Annotated in this window: 15 protein-coding genes; 4 read left to right on the top strand and 11 right to left on the bottom strand. The window is 61.2% G+C overall.

Going from position 1 to position 14,523, the window contains the following annotated elements; translation table 11 throughout:
- Nucleotides 1-47 precede the first annotated feature (47 nt).
- The 5 genes from HER32_RS11460 to HER32_RS11440 all read right to left on the bottom strand — a co-directional run bounded on the left by HER32_RS11460 (nucleotide 48) and on the right by HER32_RS11440 (nucleotide 4,363).
- Nucleotides 48-569, bottom strand: a complete 522-nt coding sequence (locus tag HER32_RS11460) for a shikimate kinase (RefSeq protein ID WP_168681962.1) — start codon at nucleotides 567-569, stop codon at nucleotides 48-50.
- Between the two features lie 69 nt (nucleotides 570-638).
- Nucleotides 639-1,289 carry an HAD family hydrolase gene (locus HER32_RS11455; RefSeq protein ID WP_168681961.1) on the bottom strand — a complete coding sequence of 217 codons (651 nt, stop codon included), beginning with the start codon at nucleotides 1,287-1,289 and terminating at the stop codon, nucleotides 639-641.
- 32 nt (nucleotides 1,290-1,321) lie between these two features.
- Nucleotides 1,322-2,377 (bottom strand): ABC transporter permease, encoded by a 1,056-nt coding sequence (locus tag HER32_RS11450; RefSeq protein ID WP_168681960.1) that lies wholly within the window; start codon nucleotides 2,375-2,377, stop codon nucleotides 1,322-1,324.
- A 126-nt stretch (nucleotides 2,378-2,503) separates the two neighbouring features.
- A complete protein-coding gene (locus tag HER32_RS11445) occupies nucleotides 2,504-3,604 on the bottom strand; it encodes a BT_3928 family protein (RefSeq protein ID WP_149071099.1) in 1,101 nt (366 codons plus the stop codon).
- A gap of 204 nt (nucleotides 3,605-3,808) precedes the next feature.
- Nucleotides 3,809-4,363, bottom strand: coding sequence for a DUF1599 domain-containing protein (locus HER32_RS11440; protein ID WP_149071098.1), 555 nt, complete (start codon nucleotides 4,361-4,363; stop codon nucleotides 3,809-3,811).
- Between the two features lie 220 nt (nucleotides 4,364-4,583).
- On the opposite strand from HER32_RS11440, the gene folP reads away from it, so the two are divergent.
- The 3 genes from folP to HER32_RS11425 all read left to right on the top strand — a co-directional run bounded on the left by folP (nucleotide 4,584) and on the right by HER32_RS11425 (nucleotide 7,376).
- Nucleotides 4,584-5,375 (top strand): dihydropteroate synthase, encoded by a 792-nt coding sequence (gene folP / locus HER32_RS11435; protein WP_232066234.1) that lies wholly within the window; start codon nucleotides 4,584-4,586, stop codon nucleotides 5,373-5,375.
- Nucleotides 5,372-6,208, top strand: coding sequence for a diadenylate cyclase CdaA (gene cdaA / locus HER32_RS11430; protein ID WP_149071096.1), 837 nt, complete (start codon nucleotides 5,372-5,374; stop codon nucleotides 6,206-6,208). Before folP ends, cdaA begins: the two co-directional genes overlap by 4 nt.
- A 148-nt stretch (nucleotides 6,209-6,356) precedes the next feature.
- Nucleotides 6,357-7,376, top strand: coding sequence for a YpdA family putative bacillithiol disulfide reductase (locus tag HER32_RS11425; protein WP_168681958.1), 1,020 nt, complete (start codon nucleotides 6,357-6,359; stop codon nucleotides 7,374-7,376).
- Between the two features lie 12 nt (nucleotides 7,377-7,388).
- Here HER32_RS11425 and HER32_RS11420 read toward each other — a convergent pair whose 3' ends face one another.
- From HER32_RS11420 to HER32_RS11400, 5 genes are all read right to left on the bottom strand, one after another.
- Complete coding sequence (locus HER32_RS11420; protein WP_168681957.1) at nucleotides 7,389-7,874, bottom strand: hypothetical protein; 486 nt, start codon at nucleotides 7,872-7,874, stop codon at nucleotides 7,389-7,391.
- 149 nt (nucleotides 7,875-8,023) lie between these two features.
- A complete protein-coding gene (locus HER32_RS11415; protein WP_149071092.1) occupies nucleotides 8,024-8,506 on the bottom strand; it encodes a hypothetical protein in 483 nt (160 codons plus the stop codon).
- A gap of 247 nt (nucleotides 8,507-8,753) precedes the next feature.
- Nucleotides 8,754-10,118 (bottom strand): SGNH/GDSL hydrolase family protein, encoded by a 1,365-nt coding sequence (locus HER32_RS11410; protein ID WP_168681956.1) that lies wholly within the window; start codon nucleotides 10,116-10,118, stop codon nucleotides 8,754-8,756.
- A gap of 20 nt (nucleotides 10,119-10,138) precedes the next feature.
- Nucleotides 10,139-11,404 carry an OmpP1/FadL family transporter gene (locus tag HER32_RS11405; protein ID WP_149071090.1) on the bottom strand — a complete coding sequence of 422 codons (1,266 nt, stop codon included), beginning with the start codon at nucleotides 11,402-11,404 and terminating at the stop codon, nucleotides 10,139-10,141.
- Nucleotides 11,405-11,485: 81 nt separating this feature from the next.
- Complete coding sequence (locus tag HER32_RS11400; RefSeq protein ID WP_149071089.1) at nucleotides 11,486-12,325, bottom strand: cyanophycinase; 840 nt, start codon at nucleotides 12,323-12,325, stop codon at nucleotides 11,486-11,488.
- A 244-nt stretch (nucleotides 12,326-12,569) separates the two neighbouring features.
- On the opposite strand from HER32_RS11400, the gene mgtE reads away from it, so the two are divergent.
- On the top strand, nucleotides 12,570-13,955 hold the full coding sequence (mgtE, locus tag HER32_RS11395; protein ID WP_149071088.1) for a magnesium transporter: 1,386 nt from the start codon (nucleotides 12,570-12,572) through the stop codon (nucleotides 13,953-13,955).
- 73 nt (nucleotides 13,956-14,028) lie between these two features.
- Here mgtE and HER32_RS11390 read toward each other — a convergent pair whose 3' ends face one another.
- Nucleotides 14,029-14,442 (bottom strand): hypothetical protein, encoded by a 414-nt coding sequence (locus HER32_RS11390; protein ID WP_149071087.1) that lies wholly within the window; start codon nucleotides 14,440-14,442, stop codon nucleotides 14,029-14,031.
- Nucleotides 14,443-14,523 lie beyond the last annotated feature (81 nt).

Here is a 14,523-nt window from a genome sequence, read left to right as displayed (position 1 = left end):
ACGCAAAAGTAGCCACCAGCGCGCACATGCGCACCGGGGCCATTGAATTATGCCGTGGCGGTATAGCGCTGCACCAGCGCCCACACCGCTTCGGGCGTGCAGGCCGGGGGCGTACACCGAAGCTCGGCCTGGGCGTAAAACCCTGTACGGGCGGCTATGGTTTCAGAAAGGCGCAGCTTCAGGGCCTCCGCATCGGGCAAGGCGGCCAGCAAGGGCCGGGAAGCGGCCTGGTGCTGCAGGCGGGCTACCAGCTCCGGCACGGGCACATCCAGCCACAGGGTTAGGCCCGCCGCTTTCAGGGCGTCCATGGTTCCGTGAAAGCAAGGCGCCCCGCCGCCGGTAGCCAGCACCAGCCGGGGGTGCTCCGCTATCAGCTCGCGGGCTACCCGCGCTTCCACCTCGCGAAAATAGTCCTCTCCTTCGGCCGCAAAGATTTCCGCCACCGTGCGCTGCTCCCGCTGCACAATTTCTTCGTCCAGATCCCGGAAAGGCAGGCCGCCCCGCACGGCCAGTGCCCGGCCCAGGGTAGTTTTACCGGCTCCGGGCATCCCAATCAGAAACAGGCGCATAGCGTAGGAAAAGGCTAGAGTGAAGGAAAACCAAGGGGGCCGAAGGTAGCCCCGGGCAGCTAAAAGGCCCTACACGAGGCCCTGGAAAAAGGCATCCTGAAAATCTGGGGAGAAATGCAGCACATTGGGCAAGAGCTCAAACTCCTGGGCCTGATGGGTAGTAGTAAGCACCACGGCGGGCATGCCGGCCCGCTGCGCCGCTTCTACGCCTTTGGGCACGTCCTCGAACACTAGGCACTCGGCCGGGGCTATCTGGAGTTGGGCGGCGGCTTTCAGAAAGGTTTCGGGGTGGGGCTTGCTAAAGGTCACGTCATCGGCGCTGACCACGGCCTGGAAGTAGTGCCGGATGTTGAGGTTGTCCAGCACAAAGTCGATGTTGAACGGAATAGCCGCTGAAGCAATGGCCATGGGTATGCCGCGCTGGTGGGCTTTTTCCAGAAACTCACCCAAGCCTGGCAGCAGGGCCAGGTGCGGGCGGTACGCCTGCTGGTACCGTTTTTCCTTGGCCAGGGCCAGCCGGTCCATTTCCTCGGCAGTGAAGCGGTCCGGCCCAAACAGCCGCCCGAGGACCTCCTGGTTTTTGCCGTACATCTGGGGCTTCACCTCTTCCCAGGTCAGGCCGCTGCCCAGCTCATCGTTGAGCAGCTGCTGCCAGGCCTGGGTGTGGTAGTCCATGTCGTGAATCATGGTACCGTTCAGGTCGAAGATAAAGGCTTTCATACGAGGGGTCAGGAGTCAGAAAGAAGGCCGCGTCAGCTCAGCTTCACGCGGGGGTCCAGCACAGCGTAGAGCACGTCTACCACAATATTCACCACCACAAAGATGGCCGCAATAAAGATGGTGGCCCCCATTACCACCGGGAAGTCGAGGTTTTCGACGGCCCGCAGCGTGACGGTGCCCAGTCCCTTCCAGTTGAAGATGTACTCGATGAAAAACGCCCCCGCCATGAGAGAAGCCAGCCAGCCCGATACGGCTGTGACTACCGGGTTGAGGGCATTACGCAGGGCGTGGCCCACCACCACGCGGTAGCCGGACAGGCCCTTGGCCCGCGCCGTTCGAATGTAGTCCTGGCTCATTACCTCCAGCATGGAGCTGCGCGTGAGCTGCACAATCACGGCCAGCGGCCGGATGCCCAGGGCAAAAGCGGGAAGCAGCAAATTGCGCAGCACCAGGTGACGCCCGGTAAAGGGGTCGGTTTCGTAGAGCTGCCCCGTCAGGTTGAGGCCCGTCCAGTGGCTCCAGTAGAACCCGAACGTCATGGCAATGAGAATGGCCGCCACAAACGAAGGCACCGAAATGCCCAGCACCGACACCGAAATCAGGGCCCGATCAAGCCAGGAGTGCGGGCGCAGGGCCGCTACTATGCCCAAGACAATGCCCACCACCGCGGCCAGCACCATGGCCGCCACGGCCAGCCAGAGCGTGCCCGTGAAATGGTCGACCAGGATGCTGAGTACTTCCTTGTTGCTTTGAAACGAGCGGCGCAGGTACGGCAGCTTTAAGACCAGTGTCTTCTCACCCAGGGGCAGCAAGCCCAAGCCCCCATACTTGGCCACGCCGGCGGAGTCGTGGGGGTGCAGGCCCAGCGGCGACACGTCGTTCAGGTAGCCCGCTAGCTGCAGCGGCAGAGGCTGGTCAAGGCCCAGGTCGGCGGCAATGGCCGCCCGGGTGGCCGCATCGGAGCGTTGCCCGGCCAGCAGGGCCACTGGGTCGCCGGGCAGCACGTTGAACAGGAAAAATACCGTGAGGGCCACCCCAATCAGCACCAGCGCCCCCTGCCACACCCGCCGAAACAGAAATCCAATCATCTTTTCAGGATTGGGGTCTTAGGGTCTTAGGGTCTTGGGGGCTTGGTTTACGTTCCGATTGACAACGACTCGTTGTTTTATTAAACGAAAACCAAGACCCTAAGACCCTAAGACCCCAAGACCCTATTACAACAGCTCCTCTACTTTGGCGCGGCTGGGAATATCGTGGTAGTGGAACTTGCCTTTCACCACGCCGTCTTTCAGCAACACGAAGCCCGGGTTAGAGCGAATCATGGATTTGAGCACGGTAGCGTCGGCATAGTAGAACGGAGCCGCCAAGTTCACCTCGTGGCGGAAAGCATCAAACTCGGCGGGGCTGCTGCTCGTCACCACCAGGAAATCAATCTTCTTGCGCGAGGAGTCCACCGATTGCACCAGCTGGTTGATGGTGGTAAACCGGTCCCGGTCGGCGTGGTCGGTGTTCTGAATCACGAGCACCAGCTTATTTCCCTGCAGCAGCTGGGGCGTAAAGTCGCCCTCGTCGTTCCACACCCGGAAGTCGGTGATTTTCGGCGCGGCCTCGGGGTTGAGCGTCACCATCTGCTTGAACTTCCAAGTAGTGTCCGTGGGGTAGTCGGTAAACTCCTGGGTCTGGCCGCCGCGCTCCATAATGTACTTGTAGCGCAGCGCCGCCGAGGGTTTCATCAGCTTCCCAATGTCGTTGCCCACCTTGTAAGGCAGGAAGTCGAAGTAAGGCAAGTGCCCCAGGGCATACACGCCAATGCCCACGGAAACGGCCGCCGCCACGGTAATGTAGATGACGCCGGGCGTGCCTTTGGCAAATACCCGCCGCAGGTGCTTCTGGTTGAAGAACACCACGGCCCAGAGCAGCAGCAGGAACAGGTCCTTGCTAAACGAGGTCCAGGGCGTGAGCTTGATAAAGTCGCCAAAGCAGCCGCAGTCGGTAACCTTGTTAAAGGCCGCAGAATAGAACGTGAGGAAGGTGAAGAACACCAGCAGCACCAGCAGCGTCCAGAGCGTTTTGCGCAGGTGCCAGCGCAGCAGCAGGGCCACGCCCAGAATCACTTCCAGGGAGCTAAGCACCAGGGAAAGGGTGCGGGCGTGGGGCTTGAAAGACAGAAAAAACCGCCCGAAGTCCTGGGCAAACACCTCGAAGTACTCTTCCAGCTTAAGGGCCGTGCCCACCGGGTCGTTTAGCTTGATCAGCCCCGAAAAGATAAACAGCACTCCCAGCAGCAGCCAGCAAATGCGCGTGATTTGTCTCATAGTAGGGTCTTGGGATCTTGGGGTCTTAGGGTCTTGGGTTGGACAGCTGCCCGGTGCACATACTGCCTACGCACGGTCTGTGTTTTCCTGAACAGCAGCCTTCGCAGACTTTTCGGGACAAAGTACGCCAAAACATTGGCCAGCCCCACACACCCAGCGCCGGGGCTACCCGGTTTTCTTGGTGATCAGAACAAAACCAAGATCCTAAGACCCCAAGCCCCCAAGACCCATCTTTATCAAACAAAACACCGCGTAGTTCAGCATGTCGCGGTAATTGGCCTCTACCCCTTCCGACACACGCGTGCGGCCACCCAAATCCTCAATCTGCTTGGTGCGGTGCAGCTTCATCAGGATAATATCGGTGATGCTTTCGATGCGCATCTGGCGCCAGGCCTCGCCGTAGTCGTGGTTTTTGGCAAACAGCAGCTGCCGGGTAAGCTCTACCTCGTGGTCGTAGGCGGCGGTTACTTCGGCTACGTCCAGCTCCAGAGGGGCATCCGCGGGTAGGCGCAGCTGCATCAGCGCAATCAGGCAGTAGTTCACAATGGCCACAAACTCGCCTTCGATGCCTTCATCCACCAGCTGGGTGCCTTTCTCCTGAATGGAGCGGATGCGCTGGGCTTTGATGTAGATCTGGTCGGTAACGGAAGGCAGCCGCAGAATGCGCCACGCGGTACCGTAGTCGTGGGTTTTGGCCAGAAACAGCGCCCGGCACTGGCTGATTACCTGGTCGTACTCGTGCTGGGTTTGGTTGTGCAAGATTTTCAGGCTAGATTTAAAAACTTAGGATCATACCGGGCTTCCGGGTCCGGCAGTTTCGGGCAGATCTACCAACTTTGCGGCCGTAGCGGCCGTTTCAGCGCCGTACTCCATCCCCGTGCTCATGAACCCGACAGTTGCGCAAGATACGTGCTTTTCGGCGAGGCAAACCCTGCGTTGCCCCCGCGGCCGTGTGCTCGATATGCGCCGGCCACAGGTCATGGGCATCCTCAATCTAACCCCGGATTCATTCTACCAAGGCAGCCGCGTGCAAGCTACCGACGACCTGCTGCGCCGGGCCGAGCAGATGCTCGAGGCCGGGGCCGCCGTACTCGACCTAGGTGGCTACAGCACCCGCCCGGGCGCCGAGGATATAGCCGAGGACGAGGAAAAGCGCCGCGTACTGCCCGCCATCCAGGCCGTGCGCGAAGCCTTTCCCGAAGCCTTCTTATCAGTCGATACATTCCGGGCCGCCGTGGCTACCGAAGCCGTGGCCCTGGGCGCCGATATCCTCAATGACATCAGCGCCGGCACCCTCGACGCGGAGCTGCTCAATGCGGCCGGGCGCCTGGGCGTCCCCTACGTGCTCATGCACCTGCGCGGCACGCCCCAAACCATGACCCAGCACACCCACTACTCTAGCGACTTGCTGCTGGAGATGGTACGCTTCTTCCGCACCAAGCTGGCCGAGCTGCGCGCCGCGGGCGTGGTGGATGTGGTGCTGGACCCTGGCTTCGGCTTTGCCAAAACCTCGGAGCAGGGCTACGAGCTGCTGCGCCGCCTGCCCGAGCTAAACATCTTGGGCTTGCCGCTGCTGGTGGGCGTCTCGCGCAAATCGATGGTGTACAAGCCGCTTGGCCTCACCCCCGATGCAGCCCTGACGGGTACCATTGCCGTCCATACCATGGCCCTGCTCAATGGAGCCCGGCTGCTGCGCGTGCACGACGTGGCCGAGGCCGTACAAACCATCAAGCTGGTGCTGAACTCCTACCCTATTCCCTCCTCCTCGTGATTGGCTCCTTCTCCATCGGCTTCCTGCGCATCGGCTGGCTGGACGTGGTAGACGTGCTGCTGGTGACGGTGCTATTTTACCAGCTCTACAAGCTGCTCACGGGCAGCGTGGCGCTCAAGGTATTCCTGGGGCTGATGTCGATTTACCTGCTCTACCTAGTAGTGCGGGCGGCGGGGATGGAGCTGCTGACCACCATTCTGGGGCAGTTTATGAGTGTGGGCGTGCTGGCCAGCATCATCCTGTTTCAGCAGGAAATCCGGCGGTTTCTGCTCACCATTGGCAAGGCTACCACCTTTGAGCGCATGCGCATGTTTGCGTGGCGGCGCGACCCGGCCGCCGAGAAGATGAACATCACCCCGTTTGTGGAAGCGGCCAAAAGCCTGGCCAGCAAGAACACCGGCGCCCTCATTGCCTTCACTCTGGGCTCTGACCTGCAGCTCTACGCCGACTCCGGCGACTTGATTGATGCCACCATCAGCAAACGCCTGCTGATGAGCATTTTCAACAAAACCAGTCCCCTGCACGACGGGGCCGTTATCATTACCAACAACCGGCTGCAGGCAGCCCGCTGCATATTGCCCGTGAGCGAAAACCCCGACGTGCCGGCTTCGATGGGCCTGCGCCACCGCGCGGCCATTGGCCTGAGCGAGGTAACCGACGCCGTGGTGCTGGTGGTGAGCGAGGAAACCGGCCAGATTTCGCTGGTGCGCAGCGGGGAAGTGTTCCGCAACCTGGCCCCAGCCGACTTACGTGCCCGCCTCAACGAGTTCCTGTTTGATGCGGCGCCCAAAGCCGCCGCACCCGCCTCTTCGGCGGCCGAGGTAGCAGCGTAGAAGCCGGACACTAGGAAGACGACATACTATTGCTTCTTGGCTTCACCCAGCCGGAGTGGTATGCCAACGTGCGCCCAGGCATGTAAACTGATTAGCGGAGCCGAAACTTCTCCAAACCCAACCCGCCACTTCGTGGTAGTAGCTGCGTATGGCTGATTCTTCTTTTTCTTCTTTTGATGTAGTGGTAATTGGCGCTGGGCCGGTAGGCCTGGCGTGTGCTATTGAGGTACAGCGCCGCGGGCTCACAGCCTGCGTGGTGGATAAAGGCGCCCTGGTCAACTCCCTGATTGGATACCCGACCAACATGGAGTTTTTCTCCACGCCCGAGCTGCTGGAAATAGGCGGCTACCCCATGACAACTTTGCACTACAAGCCCCTGCGCGAGGACGCCCTCGATTACTACCGGCGCGTGGCTTTTGCCGAGCAGCTTACCCTTCGCCTGTATGAGCGCGTGACGGGGCTGGAAGGAGAGGTGGGGCGCTACGAGGTAGTCACGGAGAAAGGCCGCCTGGGGGCCCGCTACGTGATTGTGGCCACGGGCTTCTACGATGTGCCTAACTACCTGAACGTGCCCGGCGAGGAGCTGCCCCATGTAACGCACTACTACAAAGAACCCTACGCCCACGCCGACCAGGACGTGGTAGTGGTGGGGGCTAAAAACTCCTCCGCCAAAGCCGCCCTGCAGCTGCTGCGTGCGGGTGCTCGTCCGATTCTCGTCGTGCGGGGCGCCCAAATCAGCGACTCGGTGAAGTACTGGATTCGGCCCGACCTGCTCAACCGAATCAAAGAAGGCCGCATCGGAGCCCTGTTCAACACTACCGTGGAGCGCATCACGCCTACCACGGTGGAAGTGCGCACGCCCGAGGGGCTGCGCAGCCTGCCGGCCCAGCACGTCTACGCCCTCACCGGCTACCACCCCGACTTCCGGTTTCTGACGGCCCTGGGCATCAGCTGCCAGGGCGACGCCGCCCAGACCCCTACCCACGACGCCGATACCCTGGAAACCAACCGTCCGGGACTCTACCTGGCCGGCACGGTGTGTGGCGGCCTCAACACCAGCCGCTGGTTTATTGAGAATGGCCGCTACCACGCGCAGGTAATTGCCGCCCGGCTGGCCGGGGAAGCTACGCCCGCACTGCCGGCCGTGCAACAGCCCATTGCCTACTAGCCCCACGCGGGGCTAGCGGGGTAGGTAGGTTTCCGTAACGGTGTAGACTTCCCCGTCTTCCCGGAGGGTGCTGAGCAGCTGCAGACGCTGGCTGGTTACGGCCCCCAGGTTAAGGACCACGTTATCGTCGTGCACCGTCAGCACCAGCTTGCGCTCATCGGTGGTCAAGGCCCAATGCCCGGCTATGCGCTGGGGGTCGTAGGCGGTACATCGGCTGGTCCCTTCGTCGAAGCAAAACTGTCCTGTCGCCTCAAACCGCCAGCTATTGTCGCGGCGGCACGCCTCGTAGTAGGGCAACAAATCGGTGATGATATCGGGCCCGCGCTCAAAGCCCGGATCCACCTGCACGCTGGCCAGCGCCCAGTCTTTCCCGATCAGGTAGTCGGCTTTCGTCAGCGGGCGCGGCAGTTCCTCTGCCGCCTGGCACCCCGACAAGAGCAGGAAAGCCAGGAACCCGCCGTAGCCAGCATCCTGGATATGCTCAGATATCCACCCCATAGCCGTATAGAATAAGCAGTAGCAGCGGGCAGCCACTAACCGGCCGCCCGCTGCTCTATGTTACGGATATTTTTCTCATTATCAAGTCCTTCCCCGGCCGTTTTTCCATGGGCAAAGCGGCTGAAAAAGGAGCTGTGGCACCCCGGGCGCTACTGCTTGGCGTAGGTGTACACGTAAGTATAATCTACGCCATCGATGGTGCGGATGCCCTTAAGCTGCAAGGTAGTTTCCGACAGCCGCAGCACGTTGAAGCTGCTGGCGCCGAGCGTCTGCAGGTTGGTGCGGAGAATGGTATCATCGGCCTCAAACGCCCAGGTACCCGCGAACTGCTGGGGGCCACTGGCACATTGCGAAGCGCCCTCCCGCAACGCGCAGGTTTTAGCGCGGTCGAAGTGCATCAGGTCGTCCCGGTCGCACTCCGGCATGTAGGCAAATACGTCGGTAATCAATTCGCCTTCCTCGGTAGGGAAAGCCGGCGACACGGTTTCGGCGGCCAGCTTCCAGTCTTTCTCCGTGAGCAGGTCGGTTCTGGATGGCGCGGGGGCTACTTCCGGCCCGGCTTTTTCGCAGCCAGCAAAGGTTCCGGCCAGCAACAGGGCCGCCAGCAAGGGCGTGTTCAGCAATGTTTTCATAGTAGTGAGGGAGGTTGGCAGGAGCAGAAAAGAAAGAAGCGCGTCCGATAACATTATCTTTATCAGAACACTACAAAGGTACCTTACCCCCAGGCCCGCCTCCAATCGCGGGACCTCACATCATCGGGGGGCTGCTCCCGGAAACGCCCCCTAGCGGCCTCACATATTCTGGTAGGAACGGCCTTAAAGCAGAAAACCCCCTCTTTCTGCTGGAAAGAGGGGATTTTCGAAAAGGCGTGGCCGCTACTTATGGCAGCGGAATGCCGGGGTATTCGTTCGGGTTCAGGAAGGGCACCGAAGCTCCGTAGGTCTGGTTGATAACCCGGATGAATTCGTTGGCTACCACGGCGTAGCCACGGGGCGTGGGGTGCACGCCATCCAGAGAGAACAGGTTGCCGGAAATAAAGCTCGTGGTGTTGGTCACGCCATTGGTAGCAATGCCATTAGCCGAGATGCCCGTGAAGAGGGTGGCCATATCCACCAGCGGCTGTTTGTACTGCCGGGCCGATTTGGCAATGATGCTGTTGAGCTGGGCCGTGCGGGTGGTAATAGCGCTGATTTCGTCGGCATCCAGCACGTACTGGCTGGGCAGCGGGTTACTTTGGGTAGGCGCGTAGCCCACGCCTACCGGGAACGGATTGTTGGCGTCGGTCGAAGGCGTACCAATCACGCTGGTCGAAGTCAGCACGAGCAGGTCCGAGGCCGTAGCGGCCCGTACTTCGCCTTTACCCGTGGTGATGTACAGCCCGGCCAAAGCGGCATTGGGCAGGGCCGGGTTGGCCTTGATGCTGGCATTGATGGCCGCCACGCGCACCGTGGTAAAGTACGGCAGGGCCGTTACGCCGGGGATGTTGGCCACGGCACCTTTCACCGTGCCATTCTTGGAGATGGTGCCCAGCAGGGCCCGGTAGCCAATACCAAAGCGCGTGGTATCCGACAGGCCGCTGAAGGGATTGGTTGCGCTGGCCACGCCCCCGTTGGTGGCATAGGTCAGTACGTCGTTGTTGCCGAGCCAGAACGTGAAGAACGTCGGCGTAGCCCGCCCGATGTAGGTCAGGTAGTCGGTCGTCAGGACCTCCGTGCCGGACAGTAGGCGGTTAAAGAACGGGTTGATAGCGCCGTACGGCGCTAAACCACCCGTCAGGGCCGATACACTGGAAATTACCGAAATGCCCGGCACCCCCAGGTTATTGGGCTGAGCCCCTTCGTAAGCGGTAAGCTGGTTCTGGCCGCTAGGCAGCTGTTGCCCGGTATAGGCCAGGGAAGTAGTAACCGGCACGAGGCGGGGGGTGCCATTGGCATTGAAGCCCGCCAAGGACAGGTAGCCACTGCCGTTTTCCTGCCCGGCTTTAAACGAGGGCTGCACGAAGTCGCCGCCGCCTACTTTCTTGAACTGCATAGCCAGCATTGCCGGGTACGAGTTGGCCTGCGAGGCGTTGGAAAGGCCCCCGCTCTGGTAGCCGGCCGTGAGGGAGTTGCCTACCGCCACGTACTTGGAGAAATCAGCCGAGCCTTTGTCGGCTTTGGGCGCCTCCAGCTCCGGCTGGCAGCCCCCGAGCACCAGCCCCAGCAACGCCAGGCCTGGCAGCGTATTTTTAAAGATCTTATACATGGGAATCAGGGGAGGGAAGCTTAGAAGTTGTAGTTGAAGCCGATACCGGGAATCACAATGTTCGTCTTGTAAGTTCCCGCCACCCGGTCCGTCGTGCCGTTATTCAGCAGGTCGCTCTGGGTCTGGGTGCGCTTCGCGAGGCTCACAAACTGCGTCGAAACATCCACGGAGAAATGCTCCCCGGCCTTGTACGATACGCCCAGCGTGCCGCTCACGCGGTTGGCATCGGGCGTTTCCGGCGTCACGTACCCGTCTTTCACCGGCGACATATCGTAGGCGCCACCGGCCCGCACCGTGAAGGCGTCGGTGAGGGCGTACTGCCCACCCAGGCGGAACGTGAGGGCATCCTCGTAGAAGCGCTTGGAGCTGGAGCTGGTGATGCCGGCCCCACCCACGTTGTTGTTGAATTTAAAGTCGAGGGAGCGGTACTGGCTCCACTGCACGTGGTTCACGTCGAGGGCCAGCGTGAGCTTCTCGGTGGGCATCAGGCCGATACCAATGGTTGTGGTAGCGGGCAGCGGAATGGTTACATCGAATTCGGTAGCCCGGAAGCTGGGCGTAGCGGCAGCCGACAGGTTGGAGAAGGTTACGTCGCCCCCTTTCACGGTCGCGTCAATCTTGGAGCGGTAGGATACACCCACGCTCAGCTTTTCAGAAGGCTTGAAGTAGATACCCGCGTTGAAGCCGACTTTGTTTTCGGCTTTGCCGTCCAGCTCTACGTGGCCAAACTGGCCCTGGGCGTTTTGGGCTGGAATATCGCGCTGCAGGTTCACGGCGCCATAGGCCAGCACCGCCACGCCTACCCCCACACTCAGGTTTTCCGTGAGAGCGTAGCTCACCGTCGGCTGCACGAAGATGGACTTGAGGTCGATATCGGTGAGGGCAAAGCGCCCTTCCCAGCCATCGGCGTACTGCAGCTTGCTGCCGAAGGGAGTATACACGGCAATACCGGCCTTCCACTTACCCTCGGCGGGACCGAAGCCCGCAAACAGGCTAAACGGCGTGACGACGGAATTGCGCAGGGTACGCTCTTCGCTGCCAAACTGCCCCCGGAAGGACTGGCGGGCAAACGTGGCATTGGCTCCTATCTGAACGCCCCGCTCCCGTACCATAGCCAGGGCCCCGGGGTTGTAGAACATAGCAGCTTGGTCCAGGGCTAGGCCCGTCCCTACACCGCCCATGCCGTTGTTTTTGATGCCGGCCAGGGATACCTGGAAGCCACCCGCCGAGGCGGCCGAGCCCGAAAGCAGCGCGCCACCTACCAGGAGTAGAGATTTTAGCTTCATAAGAAAAGTAAGGGTGAGAATGTGAGGTTGTGGAGCTAAATGTAGGGAGAAAAAATCATCCGGTAGTAGGCTAGCCGACTATTATTCCGCCTTTTCGTCCGGGTTTTCCGGGGCTGTTTCCACCGTAGCCAGTACCTCCCGGGTACGGCAGTTGAAAACCTGACCGGCTACCAACAGGTGCACCCGGTACTCCTGGCCGCCAATGGGCGCCCCCCGTCGGATATGCGCCAAGTTGCCGTGGCGCAGGTGCTGGCCGTCGATGACCATCACGCCGCCGTCGCCAAATACCTCGGCCAGATGCCCTTGCCGGATAATAACGCCGGTTTCCTCCGCTAGCCCCAGCCCCAGGCTCTGCGGGTGCTTCAGCACGGCGTGCAGAAGGCGGCCCATGCGGCCCCGCTCCGCAAAGTGCTGGTCGATCAGCAGATCCGCCACCAGCGCCAAACCCGGCTGAATCTCGATACCGCCCTTGCGCAGGGCCCGCCACCCGTAGCCGTTCACGAGCATGTTGTCGGGCAAGGCGGCGGCCCCGGCACTGGTGCCCGCCACTACGAAGGCGGCGTCGGTGCGGTAGCGCGCCTGCAGCTGGCGCAGAAACTCGGTGCCCTGTAGAAAGTCGGTAATAAGCTCCTGGTCGCCGCCGGTGAGAAACACCAGCCGGGCCTGGGCCAGGCGGCGCAGCGTGGCGGGCGTGTCGGCGGGGCGGCGCTCATCGATCTGGAGGTAGCGGGCCCCGGCGCAACCCTGCTCCTGGAAAGCGCGCACGTAGGCCTGGGCCGTGCGCCGGGGTTCCTGCGAGGCAACCGAAATAATTTCGATGACGGCGTCAGCGTCGGCCAGCTGCGCGCAGAGCAGGGAAAGCAGGGAGTCATCGTCGCCGCCGCCCAGCGCGACAAGGGTTCCTAGGGGATTATCAGCCATGTAGGCACGTACGTCAGTTCAACTGCAAGGTATAGCCCATTCGAAACCTAAAAGCGAAAAAGACTTGGAAGCTGAACCGGGAACTACCCGCTTCTATTTCCGTTTTATTTCGCGGAGGAAGTCTATTTGTTTGGCGGAAAAATAGGCTGGATACGCGGAAGCCCCCGGCATTTCTCCTATTTTTGCGCGCCTATTTTTCACACCTACCCGCTTGCCTAGCGAAGCATAACCGCCCTCAGTTCCGATGATTCAAACGCCAACCTCGGAAACCATCACGTCCCTGATTCAGGAGGGTGAGTTTTTTAAGCTCAAGGAAGTCCTCAAGCACTTTGAGCCGGCCGAAGTAGTGGCCCTGCTCGAAGAGGAGGAAGAGCGGGAGCAGCTCATCATTTTCCGGCTGCTGCCTCTGCGCCTGGCCACGGAAGTGTTCGAGTACCTGAGCCTCGACATCCAGAAGCATTTCCTGGCCAACCTGTCGCAGGAGAAGATGACCGACATCCTGAACGAGATGTCGCCCGACGACCGCACGGCCCTGCTGGAGTTTCTGCCCGATGAGCTGGTGCGGGAGCTGATTCAGACCCTGTCGGAGCCCGAGCGCAAAGTAACGCTGGAGCTGCTGGGCTACCCCGAGTACTCGGTGGGCCGCCTGATGACGCCCGACTACATTGCCATTCGGGAAAGCTGGACGGTGCAGCAGGTGCTGGACTACATCCGGCGGCACGGCGGGCAGTCGGAAACGCTGAGCGTGCTTTACGTGACCGACCATCGGGGCGTGCTCATCGACGATATTCGCATTCGGGAGGTGCTGCTGGCCGACCCGCAGAAAAGCGTGAGCGAAATCATGGACCGCCGGTTTGTGTCGCTCAAGGCCATGCAGGACCAGGAAGAAGCCATTGAGGTGTTCCGCCGCAACGACCGGGTGGCCCTGCCCGTGGTCAACAACGAAGGCGTGCTGTTCGGCATCGTAACCATCGACGACATTCTGGACATCCGGGAGGAAGAAGACACCGAAGACATCCAGAAGCTGGGCGGCTCGGAGGCTCTCGACGAGCCTTACCTCGATACGCCCGTGCTGGATATGGTGAAAAAGCGGGCCGGCTGGCTCGTGATTCTGCTGATCGGGGAAATGCTCACCACCTCGGCCATGCACCACTTCGAGGACGACCTGCAGCGGGCCGCGGTGCTGGGCTTGTTTATCCCGCTGATTATCTCGGCGGGCGGCAACGCAGGCTCCCAGGCTACCTCGCTCATTATCCGGGCCATGAGCCTGGGCGAGTTCACGCTATCCGACTGGTGGCTGGTGATGCGGCGAGAGCTGGTTTCGGGGGCCCTGCTGGGCGCTATTCTGGGCGTAGTCGGCTCGTTGCGCATCGTACTCTGGGCCAAGGTCATTGATCCGGGCTACTTCGGGCCGTTCTGGCCGCTGATTGCCGTAACGGTGGGCATATCCCTACTGGGCATTGTGCTCTGGGGCGCCTTGTCGGGGGCCATGCTGCCCATGCTGCTCAAGCGCCTGGGCCTCGACCCGGCCACTGCTTCGGCCCCGTTTGTGGCTACGCTGGTTGACGTGACCGGGCTCATCATTTACTTCTCGGTAGCTACGCTGGTTTTGCGCGGCACGCTGCTGTAATCAGGCTCCTATACCAAAAAAGAACGGTCCGTCTGCACGCTGCAGCCGGACCGTTCTTTTTTGGTAGCCGTGGCTACGGCTGGGCGCTAAGCCACGCTACGGCCTCGGCCTCATCCACGAACTGGTTGATGGAGCAGTTGTCGCCGTAGGTGTGAGGCAGCGGGGGCAGGGTGTCGTCCTGCACGTCGTCGAGCTGATAGGGCGCAATCAGGAAGGCCAGATAAGCCTGCCCATGCAGGTGGTGCCGCAAAGCGGGATAAAACGTTTCGGCCAGCCAGTGCACATCCCGGGCATCTACCTGGGTGCGACGGCGCGAGTCAATCAGCCAATGGCGGCAGGCTTCGCAGCCGCTGGCGTAGCGCAGTAGCTCCTGGTAGCCTGCCCGTAGCTCGGTTGAAGTGGCCGGCCGCGTCCAGCGGGCCGTCACCATGCCCAGGTCGGGGCGGTGCGTGAGCGTCAGGTAGTCGTTGATGGCAGTAGTCGTCATACAGCAAGGAAAAAGAAAGCTGTTCCAGAATACAATCAGAGGGCAGTACGCAGCCTGAGGGCGAAGCGTTGGCCCCGGCCT

Source organism: Hymenobacter sp. BT18 (genome assembly GCF_012273015.1).
Taxonomy (GTDB): Bacteria; Bacteroidota; Bacteroidia; order Cytophagales; family Hymenobacteraceae; genus Hymenobacter; species Hymenobacter lutimineralis.
Note: the sequence above shows the minus strand (reverse complement) of the source record. Positions and strands in the feature narration are given on the sequence as shown.

Bases quoted from the DNA above. Each gene is read 5' to 3' on its own strand.
- HER32_RS11425 (WP_168681958.1), top strand. From the start codon at position 6,357: ATGGCTGATTCTTCTTTTTCTTCTTTTGATGTAGTGGTAATTGGCGCT.
- HER32_RS11420 (WP_168681957.1), bottom strand. From the start codon at position 7,874: ATGGGGTGGATATCTGAGCATATCCAGGATGCTGGCTACGGCGGGTTC.
- HER32_RS11450 (WP_168681960.1), bottom strand. From the start codon at position 2,377: ATGATTGGATTTCTGTTTCGGCGGGTGTGGCAGGGGGCGCTGGTGCTG.
- HER32_RS11445 (WP_149071099.1), bottom strand. From the start codon at position 3,604: ATGAGACAAATCACGCGCATTTGCTGGCTGCTGCTGGGAGTGCTGTTT.
- HER32_RS11460 (WP_168681962.1), bottom strand. From the start codon at position 569: ATGCGCCTGTTTCTGATTGGGATGCCCGGAGCCGGTAAAACTACCCTG.
- HER32_RS11405 (WP_149071090.1), bottom strand. From the start codon at position 11,404: ATGAAGCTAAAATCTCTACTCCTGGTAGGTGGCGCGCTGCTTTCGGGC.
- HER32_RS11410 (WP_168681956.1), bottom strand. From the start codon at position 10,118: ATGTATAAGATCTTTAAAAATACGCTGCCAGGCCTGGCGTTGCTGGGG.
- HER32_RS11400 (WP_149071089.1), bottom strand. From the start codon at position 12,325: ATGGCTGATAATCCCCTAGGAACCCTTGTCGCGCTGGGCGGCGGCGAC.
- folP (WP_232066234.1), top strand. From the start codon at position 4,584: ATGGGCATCCTCAATCTAACCCCGGATTCATTCTACCAAGGCAGCCGC.
- mgtE (WP_149071088.1), top strand. From the start codon at position 12,570: ATGATTCAAACGCCAACCTCGGAAACCATCACGTCCCTGATTCAGGAG.
- HER32_RS11390 (WP_149071087.1), bottom strand. From the start codon at position 14,442: ATGACGACTACTGCCATCAACGACTACCTGACGCTCACGCACCGCCCC.
- HER32_RS11415 (WP_149071092.1), bottom strand. From the start codon at position 8,506: ATGAAAACATTGCTGAACACGCCCTTGCTGGCGGCCCTGTTGCTGGCC.
- HER32_RS11455 (WP_168681961.1), bottom strand. From the start codon at position 1,289: ATGAAAGCCTTTATCTTCGACCTGAACGGTACCATGATTCACGACATG.